The sequence below is a fragment of the Pseudomonas sp. B21-054 genome, assembly GCF_026016345.1.
GTDB lineage: Bacteria > Pseudomonadota > Gammaproteobacteria > Pseudomonadales > Pseudomonadaceae > Aquipseudomonas.
This window is the reverse complement of record NZ_CP087204.1, coordinates 3,213,170-3,227,687: the sequence shown is the minus strand read 5'-3', so window position 1 is coordinate 3,227,687 and position 14,518 is coordinate 3,213,170. Positions and strand designations below refer to the sequence as shown.

At 63.2% G+C, this 14,518-nt stretch carries 13 protein-coding genes; 7 read left to right on the top strand and 6 right to left on the bottom strand.

What is annotated here, in order from left to right; all coding sequences use genetic code 11:
* From LOY70_RS14490 to LOY70_RS14470, 5 genes are read left to right on the top strand one after another with little or no spacing between them, the layout of a single operon-like run.
* A complete protein-coding gene (locus tag LOY70_RS14490; protein ID WP_265037713.1) occupies positions 1-1,185 on the top strand; it encodes a sensor histidine kinase in 1,185 nt (394 codons plus the stop codon).
* Positions 1,182-1,850 carry a response regulator gene (locus LOY70_RS14485; RefSeq protein WP_265037712.1) on the top strand — a complete coding sequence of 223 codons (669 nt, stop codon included), beginning with the start codon at positions 1,182-1,184 and terminating at the stop codon, positions 1,848-1,850. The genes LOY70_RS14490 and LOY70_RS14485 overlap by 4 nt, the downstream gene beginning before the upstream one ends.
* Positions 1,847-4,159 (top strand): ATP-binding protein, encoded by a 2,313-nt coding sequence (locus tag LOY70_RS14480; RefSeq protein ID WP_265037711.1) that lies wholly within the window; start codon positions 1,847-1,849, stop codon positions 4,157-4,159. The genes LOY70_RS14485 and LOY70_RS14480 overlap by 4 nt, the downstream gene beginning before the upstream one ends.
* Positions 4,156-4,623 carry a response regulator gene (locus tag LOY70_RS14475; RefSeq protein ID WP_025213597.1) on the top strand — a complete coding sequence of 156 codons (468 nt, stop codon included), beginning with the start codon at positions 4,156-4,158 and terminating at the stop codon, positions 4,621-4,623. Before LOY70_RS14480 ends, LOY70_RS14475 begins: the two co-directional genes overlap by 4 nt.
* A 29-nt stretch (positions 4,624-4,652) precedes the next feature.
* On the top strand, positions 4,653-5,549 hold the full coding sequence (locus tag LOY70_RS14470) for a helix-turn-helix domain-containing protein (protein ID WP_265037710.1): 897 nt from the start codon (positions 4,653-4,655) through the stop codon (positions 5,547-5,549).
* Positions 5,550-5,717: 168 nt separating this feature from the next.
* Here LOY70_RS14470 and LOY70_RS14465 read toward each other — a convergent pair whose 3' ends face one another.
* From LOY70_RS14465 to LOY70_RS14445, 5 genes are all read right to left on the bottom strand, one after another.
* Positions 5,718-6,482, bottom strand: a complete 765-nt coding sequence (locus LOY70_RS14465) for an SDR family NAD(P)-dependent oxidoreductase (RefSeq protein WP_265037709.1) — start codon at positions 6,480-6,482, stop codon at positions 5,718-5,720.
* 184 nt (positions 6,483-6,666) lie between these two features.
* Entirely contained in the window at positions 6,667-7,107 is a 441-nt protein-coding gene (locus LOY70_RS14460; protein WP_003202071.1) for a CBS domain-containing protein, read from the bottom strand.
* Positions 7,108-7,226: 119 nt separating this feature from the next.
* Positions 7,227-7,613, bottom strand: a complete 387-nt coding sequence (gene nirD, locus LOY70_RS14455) for a nitrite reductase small subunit NirD (protein ID WP_265037708.1) — start codon at positions 7,611-7,613, stop codon at positions 7,227-7,229.
* The gene (gene nirB, locus LOY70_RS14450; RefSeq protein WP_265037707.1) at positions 7,613-10,174 is read right to left on the bottom strand and encodes a nitrite reductase large subunit NirB; all 2,562 of its coding nucleotides are present in this window, start codon (positions 10,172-10,174) and stop codon (positions 7,613-7,615) included. The genes nirD and nirB overlap by 1 nt, the downstream gene beginning before the upstream one ends.
* 536 nt (positions 10,175-10,710) lie before the next feature.
* Positions 10,711-11,334, bottom strand: a complete 624-nt coding sequence (locus LOY70_RS14445) for a TetR/AcrR family transcriptional regulator (protein ID WP_265037706.1) — start codon at positions 11,332-11,334, stop codon at positions 10,711-10,713.
* A gap of 82 nt (positions 11,335-11,416) precedes the next feature.
* Here LOY70_RS14445 and LOY70_RS14440 point away from each other — a divergent pair, with 82 nt between their 5' ends.
* Positions 11,417-12,049, top strand: coding sequence for an NAD(P)H-dependent oxidoreductase (locus LOY70_RS14440; RefSeq protein ID WP_265037705.1), 633 nt, complete (start codon positions 11,417-11,419; stop codon positions 12,047-12,049).
* Between the two features lie 2 nt (positions 12,050-12,051).
* Here LOY70_RS14440 and LOY70_RS14435 read toward each other — a convergent pair whose 3' ends face one another.
* Positions 12,052-13,614, bottom strand: coding sequence for a L,D-transpeptidase family protein (locus LOY70_RS14435; protein WP_265037704.1), 1,563 nt, complete (start codon positions 13,612-13,614; stop codon positions 12,052-12,054).
* 162 nt (positions 13,615-13,776) lie between these two features.
* Here LOY70_RS14435 and LOY70_RS14430 point away from each other — a divergent pair, with 162 nt between their 5' ends.
* Complete coding sequence (locus tag LOY70_RS14430) at positions 13,777-14,457, top strand: murein L,D-transpeptidase catalytic domain family protein (protein WP_413776649.1); 681 nt, start codon at positions 13,777-13,779, stop codon at positions 14,455-14,457.
* Positions 14,458-14,518: the final 61 nt, after the last annotated feature.

The window sequence follows — 14,518 nt, the reverse complement described above, 5'->3', positions numbered from 1 at the left end:
ATGCAAAGCCCTCCCCACGACCCCGGCAGCGCCCTGGCCATCCGTACCCAGTATCGCCAGTCGCAAAGCCGTGCCGCGCGACTGCGCTTGCTGTTGGGCACGGGCCATGAACTGACGCAGTTGCCACTGCCGGCGATGCGTCAGCGCGCGGTGCAACGGGCGTGCGAATTCATGGCCATGGACCATGGCTTGCTGCTGGAGTGGGCGGCGGACACAACCCTGCGCACCATTGCCAGCCACGGCAACCGCGAACGGCTCGATCTGCTCACCAACCTGGCCCAGCCGTCGGCGCCCGAACCGCAATGGCTGGAGTATCCCCACAGCGCCCTGCCCCAGGTCTTGCGCGTGCCATTGCGTGGCTCCGACGGCGTGGTGTTCGGGGCTTTACTGCTGGGCAACAGCGTGGCCCTGGGCGCGCCGGACAACGAGGACATCGAGTCGCTGCAACTGCTGGCGACCCTGCTGGCGGCGCATCTGGAGAACAGTCGCCTGCTCGAAGCGTTGCAGGCCCGTGAACGCACCATGTCCGAGCTGGTCCACCGACTGTTCAGTGCCCAGGAAGACGAACGCAAGCGCGTGGCCTATGACTTGCACGACGGCCTGGCACAGAACCTGGCCGGCCTGCATCAGCGCCTGCAGGGTTTCGCCGGCCGCTGCCCGCCTCTGCCACCTGAATTGGCGAACGAGTTGCAGACCATTCTCGCCCTTGCCCGAGGCTGTGTCGGCGAAGGCCGGCAACTGATCGGCGGCCTGCGTCCCCATGCGTTGGATGATTTCGGCCTGTACAAAGCCGTCGACAAGGAAGCCGATCGCCTGCGTGACGCGGGCCTGACGGTGGACTGGGCCGAGCACAGCGCCGCGCGGCTTTCGGGCAATGTGGAAATTGCCCTGTTCCGCATTGCCCAGGAAGGCATCAACAACATCCTCAAACACGCCCGCGCCAGCCATGTGCGCCTCGGACTGGCAGTCAGCGACGAGCACGTCTCGCTGCGAGTGGAAGACGACGGTCGTGGCTTTGCCTTGGAACAACCCATCGAGACCAATGGCAGCTGTCATCTGGGGTTGGCCGCCATGCAGGAACGTGCCAGCCTGCTGGGTGGCCACCTGGCCTGTTCCAGCCAGCTCGAGGGCGGCACCCGCTTGCTGGCCAGCGTGCCCCTGCCCACCCACGGAGCACACCTATGACACCTTCCTTGCGCCTACTGCTGGCGGATGATCACGAAGTCACCCGCACTGGCTTTATCAGCATGCTGGCCGGCAGCCCGGGGTTCGAAGTCGTCGGCCAGGCCCGCGATGGCCAGGAAGCCCTCGATCTCTGCGAGCGGCTGAAGCCGGACATCGCGATTCTCGACATTCGCATGCCGGTGCTCAACGGCCTGGGGGCAGCGCGGATCCTGCAACAGCGCCATCCTGGGATCAAAGTGGTGATCTTCACCATGGATGACAGCCCCGACCACCTGGAAGCCGCCATCGGCGCGGGTGCTGTCGGTTATCTGCTCAAGGATGCCAGCCGTGATGAGGTGCTGGATGCGCTCAAACGGGTCGCCCGAGGCGAAGAGGCGTTGAACAGTTCAGTCAGCGCACGCCTGTTGCGGCGTATGGCCGAGCGCGGCGCCAGTGGCGAAAGCCCGGTCCAGGCCCTGACAGCGCGAGAGCGCCAGGTCCTGGGGCTGGTGGCCGGCGGTTTCAGCAACCGTGAAATCGGCGAAAAACTCGGCATTGCCCCCGGCACCGCCAAGGCCCACGTGGAGCGGGTCATCGGCAAGCTGGGCGCCGCGGACCGGACCCAGGCGGCCGTGCGTGGCGTGGCCCTGGGGTTGGTGGCGCAACCCAGCGGGCAATGGCCATGAGGTTCCTCGCCGCTCGCCGCTGGGCCGACCTGCCGTTGCGGGGCAAGGCCCTGGTGGTGATTTCCCTGCCGCTGGTGGTCCTGCTGCTGTCGCTGGTGCTTATCTATATCACCGAACGCCAGACCGCCCGGGCCGAGGAAGACGTGCGCCGGGTGCTGCTGGTCCAGGGCGATATCCAGACCGTCCATACCCTATTGGCCGAAGCCGCGGCCAGTGTGCGCGGTTACCTGCTGACCCGTCGCGAAGACTTCCTGCCCAGCTACGAACAGGCCACGCCGCTGATCCAGGCCGCGCTGCAGCGGCTGGACCACAACATCCGCGACGCGCGGATGCGCGAGTACCTCCAGACCATCACCCCATTGATCGCCGACAAACTCGACGGGCTGATCGCCTTGCGCAGCGCCAAGGGTGATGACACCGAGGCCATCACCGCGATCCTGATCGAAAACAAACAGGTGCTGGATGTACTGCGCGAGCAGATCAGCGCCATGCGCGTTCGCGAGGATGCCTTGCTCGCCGACCGCAGCGCCGCCGCCTCGGCCACCCGTATGCGCTTGCTGTTCGCCACCCTGCTGGCGGCGGTCTGCGGACTGTTCGGGGCCATTGTCGCGGTGCTGTTCCTGTCCAAGGGCATTGTCGCCCGGGTCCAGCAGGTGCAGGGCAACGCCCAGCGCCTGGCATTGGGCCAACCCTTGTTGCCGCAACCGCCGGAGCAGGACGAAATTGGCCAACTGGGCACTCGCCTGGTGGAGGCCGGGCAACTGCTGGCCGAACGTGAGCGGGCCCTGCGCGATAACGAAGAGCGTCTGCGGCTGATCATCGATGGCGTGAAGGACTACGGGATTTTCGCGCTGGATGCCCAAGGCTACGTGACCACCTGGAACGCCGGCGCCGAGCGGATCAAGGGCTACACCGAGCAGGAGATCCTCGGGCGGCATTTTTCGTTGTTCTACCTGGCCGAAGAATGCCCCGCGCACCCGGACATGGCCCTGCGCGAGGCCACCCGCGACGGTCACTACATGGAAGAAGGCTGGCGCTGTCGCAAGGACGGCAGCCGCTTCTGGGCCAGCGTAGTCATCACCGCCCAATATGACAGTACCGGTGTCCTGCGCGGCTTTTCCAAGATCACCCGCGACATCACCGACCGCCGCGCCGCCGAGATCGCCCTGCGCACCGCCCGTGAAGAAGCCGAAAGCGCCAGTCGGGCCAAGAGTGAGTTTCTCTCGCGCATGAGTCACGAACTGCGCACGCCGCTGAATGCCATCCTCGGTTTCGCGCAACTGTTGGACATGGACTCCACGGCCGGCCAACGTCCCCAGGTCGGCCACATCCTGCGCGCCGGCCAGCATTTGCTGGCGTTGATCAACGAGGTGTTGGACATCGCCCGGATCGAGGCCGGGCGCCTGCCGCTGAACATCGAGCCAATCGCCCTGGCGACGGTGTTGCACGAAGCCCTGACCCTGGTTTCGCCCATGGCGGCCGATGCCGGGATTCATCTGGCCGAGCTGCCGCCGCTACCCGATGGCAGCGGTGTGCTCGCCGATCGCCAGCGCCTGGTACAGGTGCTGCTCAACCTGTTGTCCAACGCCATCAAGTACAACCGCCCGGGCGGTGAAGTGCGCATTGCCGTCACCGTCCAGGCCCGTCAAGTGAGTATTGCCGTCAGCGATACCGGGCATGGCATTGCCCTGGAACAGCTGGATCAACTGTTCAAGCCCTTCGAACGCCTGGGCGCCGATCCCCAGGTCGAAGGCACCGGACTGGGGCTGTCGTTGAGCAAGAGCCTGCTGGAGATGATGCAGGGCCACCTCGAGGTCCACAGTGAACCGGGACAGGGTTGCCGCTTCACCCTGCAATTACCGGGCGCCCAGGTGTCCAGCAATCATTTGCCGGCCGTTGCGACCCTGGCGGTGGCGCGCCCTCCGGTGGAGTATCACGGCAAAGTGCTGTGCATCGAAGACAACCTGTCGAGCCTCGCATTGATCGAGACGCTGATGCAGCGTCGCCCCGGCATTCAGCTGTTGTCGAGCATGCAGGGCCAGATGGGCCTGGACCTGGCTCGCCAGCACGCGCCGCAACTGATCCTGCTGGACGTGACTCTGCCGGACCTGGACGGCCTGGAGGTGCTGCGGCGCCTGCGCCATTCACCCGCCACCGCGTCGACGCCGGTGCTGATGATCACCGCCGATGCCAGCGACCTGACCCACCGCACCCTGCATGACGCCGGCGCCACGGCAATCCTGACCAAGCCTATCCATATCCAGGCCTTCCTCGGCCATCTCGAGCATTATTTACCGGAGCCCGCATGAATCGCGATTTGCGCATTCTGATCGTCGACGATCAGCGCCCCAACCTGGACCTGATGGAACAACTGTTGGCCCGCGAAGGGTTGCACAACGTGCTGAGCAGCACCGAGCCCTTGCGCACCCTCGATCTGTTCAACAGCTTCGAACCGGACCTGGTCATCCTCGACCTGCACATGCCCGCATTCGATGGTTTTGCCGTGCTGGAACAACTCAACCGGCGTATCCCGGCCAACGACTACCTGCCGATCCTGGTGCTCACCGCCGACGCTACGCGCGACACCCGCCTGCGTGCCCTGGCCCTCGGCGCCCGGGACTTCATCAGCAAGCCACTGGATGCGCTGGAAACCATGCTGCGGGTCTGGAACCTGCTGGAGACCCGGGCGCTCTATAAGGCGTTGCGTGAGTTGATTCCCCCCCAGCAGATCGAGCTGTTGCGTCAGCACCGGCCGGCGGTCGATCCGGTCTAGCCTGTCGGCAGGCATTGAGAGCGTCGAGTATGGACATCATCCAGCGAACATCGGCAACTGGCCTGCAGGCGCACATTCGCGGCGAGCGCCTGGCGACGTCCGACGGTGTCTCGTCGCAGGATGTCCTGGTCGAGATCTTTGTCCGCGAACGCAAGGAAGAACGCGTCATCGTGCCCGCCGTGGCCGAACCGTTGCTCGTCTGGGTGTTGTCTGGAGAAGCCGTTGTCGAAGAGCGCGACGAACATGAGGATTGGCTGTCGAGTTCGGTACGGCGCGGCGATTTTTTCCTGACCGCGTCGCCCGTGCCCTATGAAATGCGCTGGCAAGCCAGCGGTACCGAGCCGTTCGTGGTCATGCACGTTTACCTGGGGTTGCCGCTGCTGGAGCGCGCCATTGCCGAAACCGGCGGTAGCGCCGCGATCCGCTTGCGGGAAGTCTCGGGTGGACGGGATGACGTGCTTTCGGCCCTGCTCGAACAGATTCGGCTGGAACTGACCCGGCGCGGCGAAACCAGCGCGTTACTGATCCAGGGCGTGGCACAATGCCTGGCGGTGCACTTGGCGCGTCATTATCGGGATGCCGAGGCCGATGACATGTCCGGGCGCAATGCCCTGCCCGCCTTCAAGCTCAAGCGGGTCATCCAGTTAATGGAACAACGATTGGCCGATAACTTCAGCCTTGGCGACCTGGCGCAGGCCGTCGGCATGAGCGAATACCATTTCAGCCGGCTGTTCAAACGCGCCACGGGGCGTTCGCCGTCGCAGTATTTCATCCAGTTGCGAATGGCCCGGGCCCGGCAACTGCTGATCGAAACCGAGCGCAGCATCATCGATATCGGCCTGGAAGTCGGATATGGCAGTGCCAGCCATTTCTCCCAGATATTTCGCCGCGAGGTGGGGGTGGCGCCGAGTCATTACCGCAGGTGAGGTGCCGCCGGGCGTGAAGCAGCCCCAAAACAGTCGACTTAACTGATCGTTCCCACGCTCTGCGTGGGAATGCATCCCCTGACGCTCTGCGTCACCTTGCAGAAGCGGAACGCGGAGCGTCCCTGGAGGCGTTCCCACGCGGGAGCGTGGGAACGATCAATGAACGGGTCAACCGCCTACCGCAACACTCATCCCGCCATCAGCCATGACCACCGAGCCCACCATGAAACTGGCGCGTTCCGAGGCGAGGAACGCGACGATTTCGGCGATCTCCGTGGGTGACGCCGCCCGGCCGATGGGCGCGGACTTGCCGTGCTCGGCCAGGAAGCCCTGGCCATCCTCCATGAAGTGATCCAGCAGATGAGTGACCACATCACCGACGCCGATGGCATTGACCCGAATCCCGTGCTCGATAGCCTCCAGGGCCTGGGTCCGGGTCAACTGGGCCAGGGCCCCCTTGGAGGCGGTGTAGGCCGCGATGCCTGGGAAGGCGAAATAAGACGCATAGGAGGCGATGTTCACAATGGCGCCCGAACGTTGTTTCATCATCGCCTTCATGGCTTCGCGTGAATGCAGGAAGGCACCGGTCACGTTGGTTTCCATCTGCCAGTTCCAATCGTCGCGGGTCATTTCCACGAAGGGTTTGTAGAGGATGCGTCCGGCATTGTTCACCAGCACATCGAGCCGACCGAAGTGGTCTTGCGCCAGCGCAACGGCGGCTTCAGCGCTGCCGTCTTCAGTGATGTCGGCCACGAACGGCAACAGGCCAGGTTGCTCCAGCGCGTTCACCTGCGGGTTGATGTCCTCGGCAATGACCTTGGCGCCGCGGGCATGGAACAACTCGGCGATTGCCCGGCCGATGCCGCTGGCCGCACCGGTGACCAATACCACTTTACCGGCAATTTCGTTGGGGGTGGGTGTGAAGTCAGTCATGTCAGCTCTCCAAAAAAGCGGTTTGTTTTCGACGCGTCCACTGTCGTCGATCACGAGCACGCGCTCTTTGGGGGCCTTGCTTGAGCTGTCGGGATTTTGCGTTTTATTGGATTGTGCCGAACGGCTGTTGTGCGGGAGCAAGAGCCCTCGCCACAAGGGCCGTTCTGACTGGAACAATGCGGGCTCAGTGCCCGCGAATGTAGTGTTCCAACTGCCGGATCAGGTCCGCCTGCTCGACAATCGCCTCTTTCACCAGGTCGCCAATGGACAGCAGGCCGATCAACTGCCCGTTATCCAGCACCGGCAAGTGCCGCAAGTGGCTGTCGGTCATGACTTCCATGCAGCGGTCGATGCTCTGCTGGCTGTCGGCGGTGACCACCGGGGCGCTCATGATGGTACGCACCGTCGTACCCACCGACGACCGCCCCTTGAGCACCATCTTGCGCGCGTAGTCCCGCTCGCTGAACACACCCACCACCTGGCCGTCCTCGATCACCGGCAGCGCGCCGACATTTTTTTCGGCCATGATCTGCAGCGCTTCGAGCACCGTCTGCTCCGGCGCGATGCTGTGGACTTGCTGGTTCTGCACACTCTTGAGTCTCACCAGTTGGGCAGCGGTTTTCATTGTTCATCCCCACATTCAGCCAAAGGCATGTTCGAACATCATGCTGTCAGTTAAAACATCCCCTGTGGGAGTGTGCTTGCTCGCTCCCACAGGTTTTCATGCAGCGTTCAACTCATGGATCAGTCTTCGCCGATCTCAACCACATCCCCATTCAAGCGCACCGGCCACACCCGCAGGCTTTGTTCCGGGTATTCCAGGCAATGACCGTCTTCCAGGCGGAAATGCTGCTTGTACATCGGCGAGGCGATCACCAGGTCACCCTTGATGCTGCCCAGCAAGCCGCGGCCGATGACGTTCGCACCGGACTTGGGGTCGCGGTTGTCGATGGCGTAAAGCGGCCTGTCCTCATGTGCCGGCAGATAGAGCAACGCCACTTGGCTGCCGTCATGCCAGGCGACCACGCCTGAGTTGGGGACCAGGTCGTCACGGCTGCACAGGGCACGCCATTGCAGCGGTTCTTGAGCGACATCACGGACAGGAATACGAACGACGTTTGACTGGCTCATCAGAGCACCTCCTCGGTAACGGGAATCAGGTGGAGTTCATGGGCGTGAACCGGCCGACGCTGGCCGCGCTCGCGGACGAAGTGAACGTCCGGATCGCCGCGTTTGTCGTTGACGAAGGTGCGGAAACGCTTGAGTTTTTCCGGGTCCTTGAGGGCGTTGGCCCATTCGCATTCGTAGCGGTCGACCACCAGTTGCATCTGGGCTTCAAGCTCGGCGCCCAGGCCCAGGCTGTCGTGGATGATCACGTCCTTGAGGTAGTCCAGGCCACCTTCCAGGCTTTCGCGCCAGACCGAGGTCCGTTGCAGTTTGTCGGCGGTGCGGATGTAGAACATCAGGAAACGGTCGATGTAGCGGATCAGCGTGGCGTCATCCAGGTCGGTGGCGAACAGCTCGGCGTGACGCGGGCGCATGCCGCCGTTGCCGGCCACGTAGAGGTTCCAACCCTTCTCGGTGGCGATCACGCCGACGTCCTTGCTCTGGGCCTCGGCGCACTCGCGGGTGCAACCGGACACAGCGAACTTGAGCTTGTGGGGCGAGCGCAGGCCTTTGTAGCGATCCTCGATGGTCAGGGCCATTTGCACACTGTCCTGCACGCCGTAGCGGCACCAGGTGCTGCCCACGCAGGATTTCACCGTGCGGGTGGATTTGCCGTAGGCATGGCCGGTTTCGAAACCGGCTTCGATCAGCTCGGCCCAGATGTCCGGCAACTGATGCAACTGGGCGCCGAACAGGTCGATGCGTTGGCCGCCGGTGATCTTGGTGTAGAGGTCGTATTTCTTCGCTACCACGCCGATGGCGATCAGCTTGTCAGCAGTGATTTCGCCCCCGGCGATGCGCGGCACCACTGAATAGGTGCCGTTTTTCTGCATGTTCGCCATGAACGTGTCGTTGGTGTCCTGCAGCGACACCAGGGACGGGTCCATGATCGGCTGGTTCCAGCACGACGCCAGGATCGAGCCCACCGCCGGCTTGCACAGGTCGCAACCGGTGTGCCCGCGACCGTGCTTGGCCAACAGTTCTTCGAAGCTGATGATGCCTTCCACCCGCACCAGGGCGTACAACTCCTGGCGAGTGTAGGCGAAGTGTTCGCACAGACTCTTGTCGACACTGACGCCGCGAGCAATCAGTTCGTGCTCGAACACTTGCTTGACCAGGGCGGCGCAACCACCGCAACCGGTACCGGCCTTGGTGTCGCACTTGAGCTGGCCGAGATCGGTGCAGCCGCCATCGATGGCCGAGCAGATCGAGCCCTTGGTGACGTTGTGGCACGAGCAAATGGTCGCGGTTTCGGGCAACGCCGCCGGACCCAGGGTCGGGGCGCCTTCGGACGAAGGCAGGATCAGGCTGGCCGCGTCCTTAGGCAACGCGATACCGTTCTGCATGTACTGCAGCAAGGTGTCGTAGTAGCTGTTGTCGCCCACCAGCACCGCGCCGATCACACGCTTGCCGTCGGCGTCCACCACCAGTCGCCGGTAGCTGGCACTGGTGCCATCGATGAACTGAAAGCTGCGCGAACCCGGGGTGTTGCCGTGGGCGTCGCCGATGGAGCCGACGTCGACACCGAGCAACTTGAGCTTGGTGGACATGTCGGCGCCGGTGAAGGCTTCGCCGCGTTCACCGCACAAGCGGGCTGCCACGTTGCGGGCCATCTGGTAACCCGGGGCGACCAGGCCGAAAATGCTGCCGTTCCAGGCCGCGCATTCGCCGATGGCGTAGATGTCCGGGTCACTGGACAGGCAATGGTCATCGATCACCACACCGCCGCGCGGGCCGATCTGCAGGTCACTCTGGCGAGCCAAGGCATCCTGGGCGCGGATACCGGCGGAAAACACGATGAGGTCGGTTTCCAGGAAATCGTCGTTGCCGAAGTTCATCCGATAGCGGTACTGCTCGCCGGCGCTGATGGACTGGGTGCCCTTGGACAGGTGCACGCCGACGCCCAGCTTCTCGATCCGGGCCTTGAGGGCCAGGCCGCCCTGCTCGTCCAGTTGCACCGGCATCAGCCGTGGGGCGAATTCGACCACATGGGCTTCCAGGCCGAGGGTCTTGAGGGCGTTGGCCGCTTCCAGGCCTAGCAGGCCACCGCCGACCACCACGCCACGGCGGGCGTTATTGGCGGCGGCACGGATCGCGTCCAGGTCTTCAAGGGTACGATAAACCAGGCAGGAATCGCCCTCGGCTCCTTCGATCGGTGGCACGAACGGGTAGGAGCCGGTGGCGAGCACCAGTTTGTCGTAGTTGATGCGTTCCCCGGCGGTGACGACCTGACGGGCCTGGCGATCGATCTCCAGCACCGGCACGCCCAGGTGCAGTGTGACGCCTGGCGTCTGGTACAGCGACGCGTCGCCGAGGGCCAGGGATTCGGCATCGCGACCGGAGAAGTACTCGGACAAATGCACGCGGTCATAGGCGCGCATCGGTTCTTCGCTGAACACGTGCAGGTGGTAATGATTGAGGGCACCGCGCTCGATCAATTGCTCGACGCAGTGATGGCCGACCATGCCATTGCCGATCACGATCAGCGTTTGCAGCTTGTTCAGAGAAGCAACGTTGGAATTCATAAAAAGCACCCGACAAAAGCCCATCACGATTTTTGAAAGCAAAAAAAAGACGCCTGAAACCTTGCGGTTCCAGGCGTCTTTGCCTGTCCTGTGCGGTATCGATCCGGCGACTGCGCCCTGATCTACCGTTATCTCCCGGCCTGCTGGCGCTCGATCTTCGTTGACCGACGGGGCTGCCCACTCGATTACGTTCGTGGCGGGCCTGGTTAGCCTCTTGCAGCGAGCGTGCCAAGCCTCATGCGCAATGGATTCACAACCTCGAATTCGCCGACGATCCCCCGTGGGAGCGGGCCTGGCCGCGAAACCGCCGGCTCAGCCACCGCAAGCTGACCAGCCTCCTGCGCTGTTTCGCAGGCACCGCCAACTGCCTTGCGATGGTGCGATCACCCCGCCTTCGGCTTCATAAAAGTGCAGTCGTTCACCGTAGGACCGTCATCGCGAGCAAGCTCGCTCCCACAGGGGAGTTGCGGTGAATTCCGGACTTGAGTCCATCCAACAACCAATGTGGGAGCGAGCTTGCTCGCGATAGCGGTGGGTCAGCTTGAAGGGTTATCGACGGTCCTGGTCACCATCGCCACGATACTGGCCCACAACTCTTCCTTCGCTTCGTCAGCGCTGATTTCCCCAGTGGCGGCAGCATTGGACAATGCTTCCGCCGCCCCCAGCATCGCCCGCAAACCAGCCTGGGTGATGCCCTTCGGGCCGGCGAACGGCTCCAGCACCGCGCGGCACTTATCGAGAAAAATACCCTCGTATTCGCGCTTGATGCGCTCCAGCTCTGGCGAACTGGTCAACGCTGCAATCACCCCGGGAATCTCTCGCCCTTGCAACAACACGCATTCGACGTAGGAAGAAGCGATCACCGCTGCCCGGCTTTGCAAGGTGGCTTCGCTGGCATCCAGGGCCGCATCCATCAGAGCGGTCTGACGGGCATCGAAATCCTGGTAAAGCGCCGCCAGCAGCCCAGACCGGGTAACGAAGTGGTTGTAGACGATGGGTTTGGTCACCCCTGCCTGGTCCGCCAGCCGCGCCAGCGTCAAGGCGTCGCTGCCCTCCTCGCGCACCAACCTCCAGGCGACATCCAGTAATTGGCGCTGCCGGTCATGCCGGGATAAACGACGACGAGGTGAAGCCTGCGAATGTTCGTCAGTGCTTGACATGCTAACTTTACCAACCGTAACTTACTAAGCGTAACTTAAGCATACCTGTCATCAAGACCTCGTGACCAGAAGGAGTTTCGCCATGCATGCACTCATCGTTGTGGCCCACCACGATCCGCGCGCCCTCACCCACAGCCTGGCCGGGAAAATCGCCGAGGGCGTCACCCGCGCCAACCCTGCCGATACGTTCGAGATCGCCGACCTGGCTGCCGAAGGCTTCGAGCCGCGCTTCAGCTTTGCCGACCACGCCGTGCACCACCGCGAGGCCCTGCCGCCAGCGGATGTGCTGGCCGAGCAAGCCCGAATCGACCGCGCCGACGCGCTGGTGCTGGTCTATCCCATTTATTGGTGGTCGATGCCCGGATTGCTCAAGGGTTGGATCGACCGGGTATTTTCCAACGGCTGGGCGTTCGACTTCAGTCTCGATAAGCCGTTTATCCAGAAACTGCAGCGTTTGCAGGTGCATCTGGTGGCGGTCGGTGGTGCCGATGCCGACACATTCCTCCGTCACGGCTATGGCGAGGCAATGACCACGCAGATCGACCATGGCATCTTCGATTACTGCGGCGCCCGGGTAGTGAGTTCCCAACGTTTGCTCGACTCGGAAACCCTCGATCCCAGGCAGCACTTGGAGGCTGCTGGCGTAATCGGCCAGCGCCTGTTCGCGTCAGCCGACGAAGCGACTCAGGTGCACCGCACTGCCGCCTGGGCTTGACCTCAGAGCGCACGGCCTCGGGCAGCCGACAACGTCGGATCGCGCCCATAGATATCCGGGATGTACACCGGCTGCCCCTGGTTATCCGCCTGGACGGTCCAGTAGCCCAGCAGGATCGGCACGGGCTGGGCCAGCCTGAACTCATGGGTTAACTCGGTGGCCAGCAGCGTGTCGGTGCGGGTCCGTTCGGCCGGGCTCACCAGCAGGTCGCGCAAGTGCATCACTTGCTCGATCCGCACGCAGCCTGAACTGAACGCCCGCGGGCCTTTGCTGAACAGTGCCTGGCTGGGCGTGTCATGCAGGTACACGGAGAATGGGTTGGGGAAACGGATCGCCATCTTGCCCAGTGGGTTCTTCGGACCGGGGTCCTGGCGCAGCATGAGATTGCCCGGATGCTCCCAGTCGATATCCTCCGCCAGCAATGGCAGGCCATCGTGATCGAGAATCCTCAGGTTGTGTCGGCTGAGAAACTCCGGATCGCGGCGGATCTCGGGCAGTTTGTCCTCGCGCATGATGGTCGGCGGAATGGTCCATGTCGGATTGAGCGTCAAGCGGGTGACCCGGGACTTGATCAACGGCGTTTGCCGCTGCGCGCGGCCGACCTGGGTGCGGGTCTGCCAGACTGGCGCGCCGCCCTGGTAAACCGTCAGTTGGGCCGCCGCCACGTTGACCAATACGCTATCGGGCTCCAGATCCTGGGCCAGCCAACGCATGCGCTCCAGGTTGATGCGCAACTGCTCGCGGCGCATCGCCGGGCTGATGTTCAGCTCGGTAACGGTCCACGGCCCCACCACGCCATCGGCCTGCAGCGAATGCTGGAGCTGGAAGTTCTTCATCGCGTCCACCAGCGTCGAGCTGTAATGCTCGTCGCCGCTGAGCGGCGGCGCGCTCAGGTAACCTTCGTTGAACAGTCGCTGGGCCAGGGCGGGTACACGGGCATCCTGCTTGTCCGGTTGCAACAGCGGACCGCCGGACACTGCCTGCCAGTCGGACAATGGCTGTTGCCGTAGCCGGGCGTAGAGGCCGCGCAGGTTGCGATAAAGCGCCAGGCTCGGCCGCGCCTGTTCAAAAGCCCCGGCCAGGTTGTCCACCCCCGGCCCGGCGATGGCCAGCACCACGGCCTGGCGGTCTTGGGGTTGCGGGTTGGCCTTCCACACTGGCTCCAGACGGTCCTGGGGCAAATAGCCGAAACGCAGGTCATGCAACGCTTGCAGGTAGCGCTGGCTGATGGCGATGTCGACACAATGGGCGTTCTGGGCTGTGCCTTCGAGCGGCAGGCTGTAGCGCGTCGGATCCAGTCCGTCATCGGCCAATTGCTGCAACTGGACCTGCAAGCTTCTCAACCGCTCATCGTCCTCCCAGACCGCCTGGCCTGCGTTTTGCTGATAAAACGCCTGCAAGTTGAGCATCGTCGGAAAGTCGACGCCCGCTGCCACTTCCGGGCAGGCGACCGACAATTGTGCCAATGTGGTTTGCACGAGTGTCGGCTCACCGTCCTCGGCTGTTGCGACCAATGGCGCCGTTAGCAACAAAAGGCTCAGGTAACATGCGGACTTTTTGAACAACTGCTTTACTCCACTCCATGGCCGTCTCGTTGACGGTTAACTTTGCGACAGGTACGACCCGCCATCATGCAAACGAACAAAAACGGACGGGATGCCGCAACTCAACACCACCGTGGGCTTTTTTCATCCGTGCTCAGCGTATTGCGCCAATTTTGCCTGATCATGACGGGCCTTGGCGTGATGTGCAGCCCAGCGCTGGCCGAAAAGGCCAATTCTCAACTTCTTTACAACAGCCTCGCCCACGCAGCGCCGGAACTCAATCCCCAAGCACTCAAAAGTGCCTTGAGCGCCATGCAATGCGCGGTCGCCAATGGCGCCAACCAGGCCCGTCACCTGGCGGTGATCGATTACTCGCAGCCGTCCACGGCCCGTCGCCTGTGGATCTTCGACTTGCGCCAAAAGAAATTGGTATTACGCGACTTGGTGGCCCATGGGCAGAAATCCGGGGAAAACTTCGCCACGCAGTTTTCCAATCGCCTGGGCAGTTTCCAGTCCAGCCTGGGGTTGTTTCGCACCCAGGAAAGCTACCAGGGCGCCCACGGCTATTCGCTGCGCATGGACGGTCTGGAGCCGGGCTTCAATGACCAGGCCCGAGATCGCGCCATCGTGATCCACGCCGCCGACTACGTGAACCCGCTCTGGAGCGTTCGCCAGGGCCGCATCGGCCGCAGCCAGGGTTGCCCTGCCGTTCGCCCGCAGGTGGCGCGCCAGGTGATCGACAAGCTCAAGGGCGGGCAATTCATGTTTTCCTGGTACCCGGAGCCGAATTGGCTCAAGCGTTCGGCGTACCTCAACTGCCGGCCGCAACAGGTTGCCAGTATTCTTGCGACCAGTGGTGGCTAGGCAGCGCCCTCGCCACAGGCTCACATGGGTGGTTAGAATGCCGGCCCTTCGAATTGCTGGC

What these genes read in the sequence shown, in the direction of transcription:
- LOY70_RS14445 (WP_265037706.1), bottom strand. Translation starts at nt 11,334, where the DNA reads ATGTCAAGCACTGACGAACATTCGCAGGCTTCACCTCGTCGTCGTTTA.
- nirB (WP_265037707.1), bottom strand. Translation starts at nt 10,174, where the DNA reads ATGAATTCCAACGTTGCTTCTCTGAACAAGCTGCAAACGCTGATCGTG.
- LOY70_RS14470 (WP_265037710.1), top strand. Translation starts at nt 4,653, where the DNA reads ATGGACATCATCCAGCGAACATCGGCAACTGGCCTGCAGGCGCACATT.
- LOY70_RS14460 (WP_003202071.1), bottom strand. Translation starts at nt 7,107, where the DNA reads ATGAAAACCGCTGCCCAACTGGTGAGACTCAAGAGTGTGCAGAACCAG.
- LOY70_RS14475 (WP_025213597.1), top strand. Translation starts at nt 4,156, where the DNA reads ATGAATCGCGATTTGCGCATTCTGATCGTCGACGATCAGCGCCCCAAC.
- LOY70_RS14480 (WP_265037711.1), top strand. Translation starts at nt 1,847, where the DNA reads ATGAGGTTCCTCGCCGCTCGCCGCTGGGCCGACCTGCCGTTGCGGGGC.
- LOY70_RS14440 (WP_265037705.1), top strand. Translation starts at nt 11,417, where the DNA reads ATGCATGCACTCATCGTTGTGGCCCACCACGATCCGCGCGCCCTCACC.
- nirD (WP_265037708.1), bottom strand. Translation starts at nt 7,613, where the DNA reads ATGAGCCAGTCAAACGTCGTTCGTATTCCTGTCCGTGATGTCGCTCAA.
- LOY70_RS14465 (WP_265037709.1), bottom strand. Translation starts at nt 6,482, where the DNA reads ATGACTGACTTCACACCCACCCCCAACGAAATTGCCGGTAAAGTGGTA.
- LOY70_RS14490 (WP_265037713.1), top strand. Translation starts at nt 1, where the DNA reads ATGCAAAGCCCTCCCCACGACCCCGGCAGCGCCCTGGCCATCCGTACC.
- LOY70_RS14485 (WP_265037712.1), top strand. Translation starts at nt 1,182, where the DNA reads ATGACACCTTCCTTGCGCCTACTGCTGGCGGATGATCACGAAGTCACC.
- LOY70_RS14430 (WP_413776649.1), top strand. Translation starts at nt 13,777, where the DNA reads ATGACGGGCCTTGGCGTGATGTGCAGCCCAGCGCTGGCCGAAAAGGCC.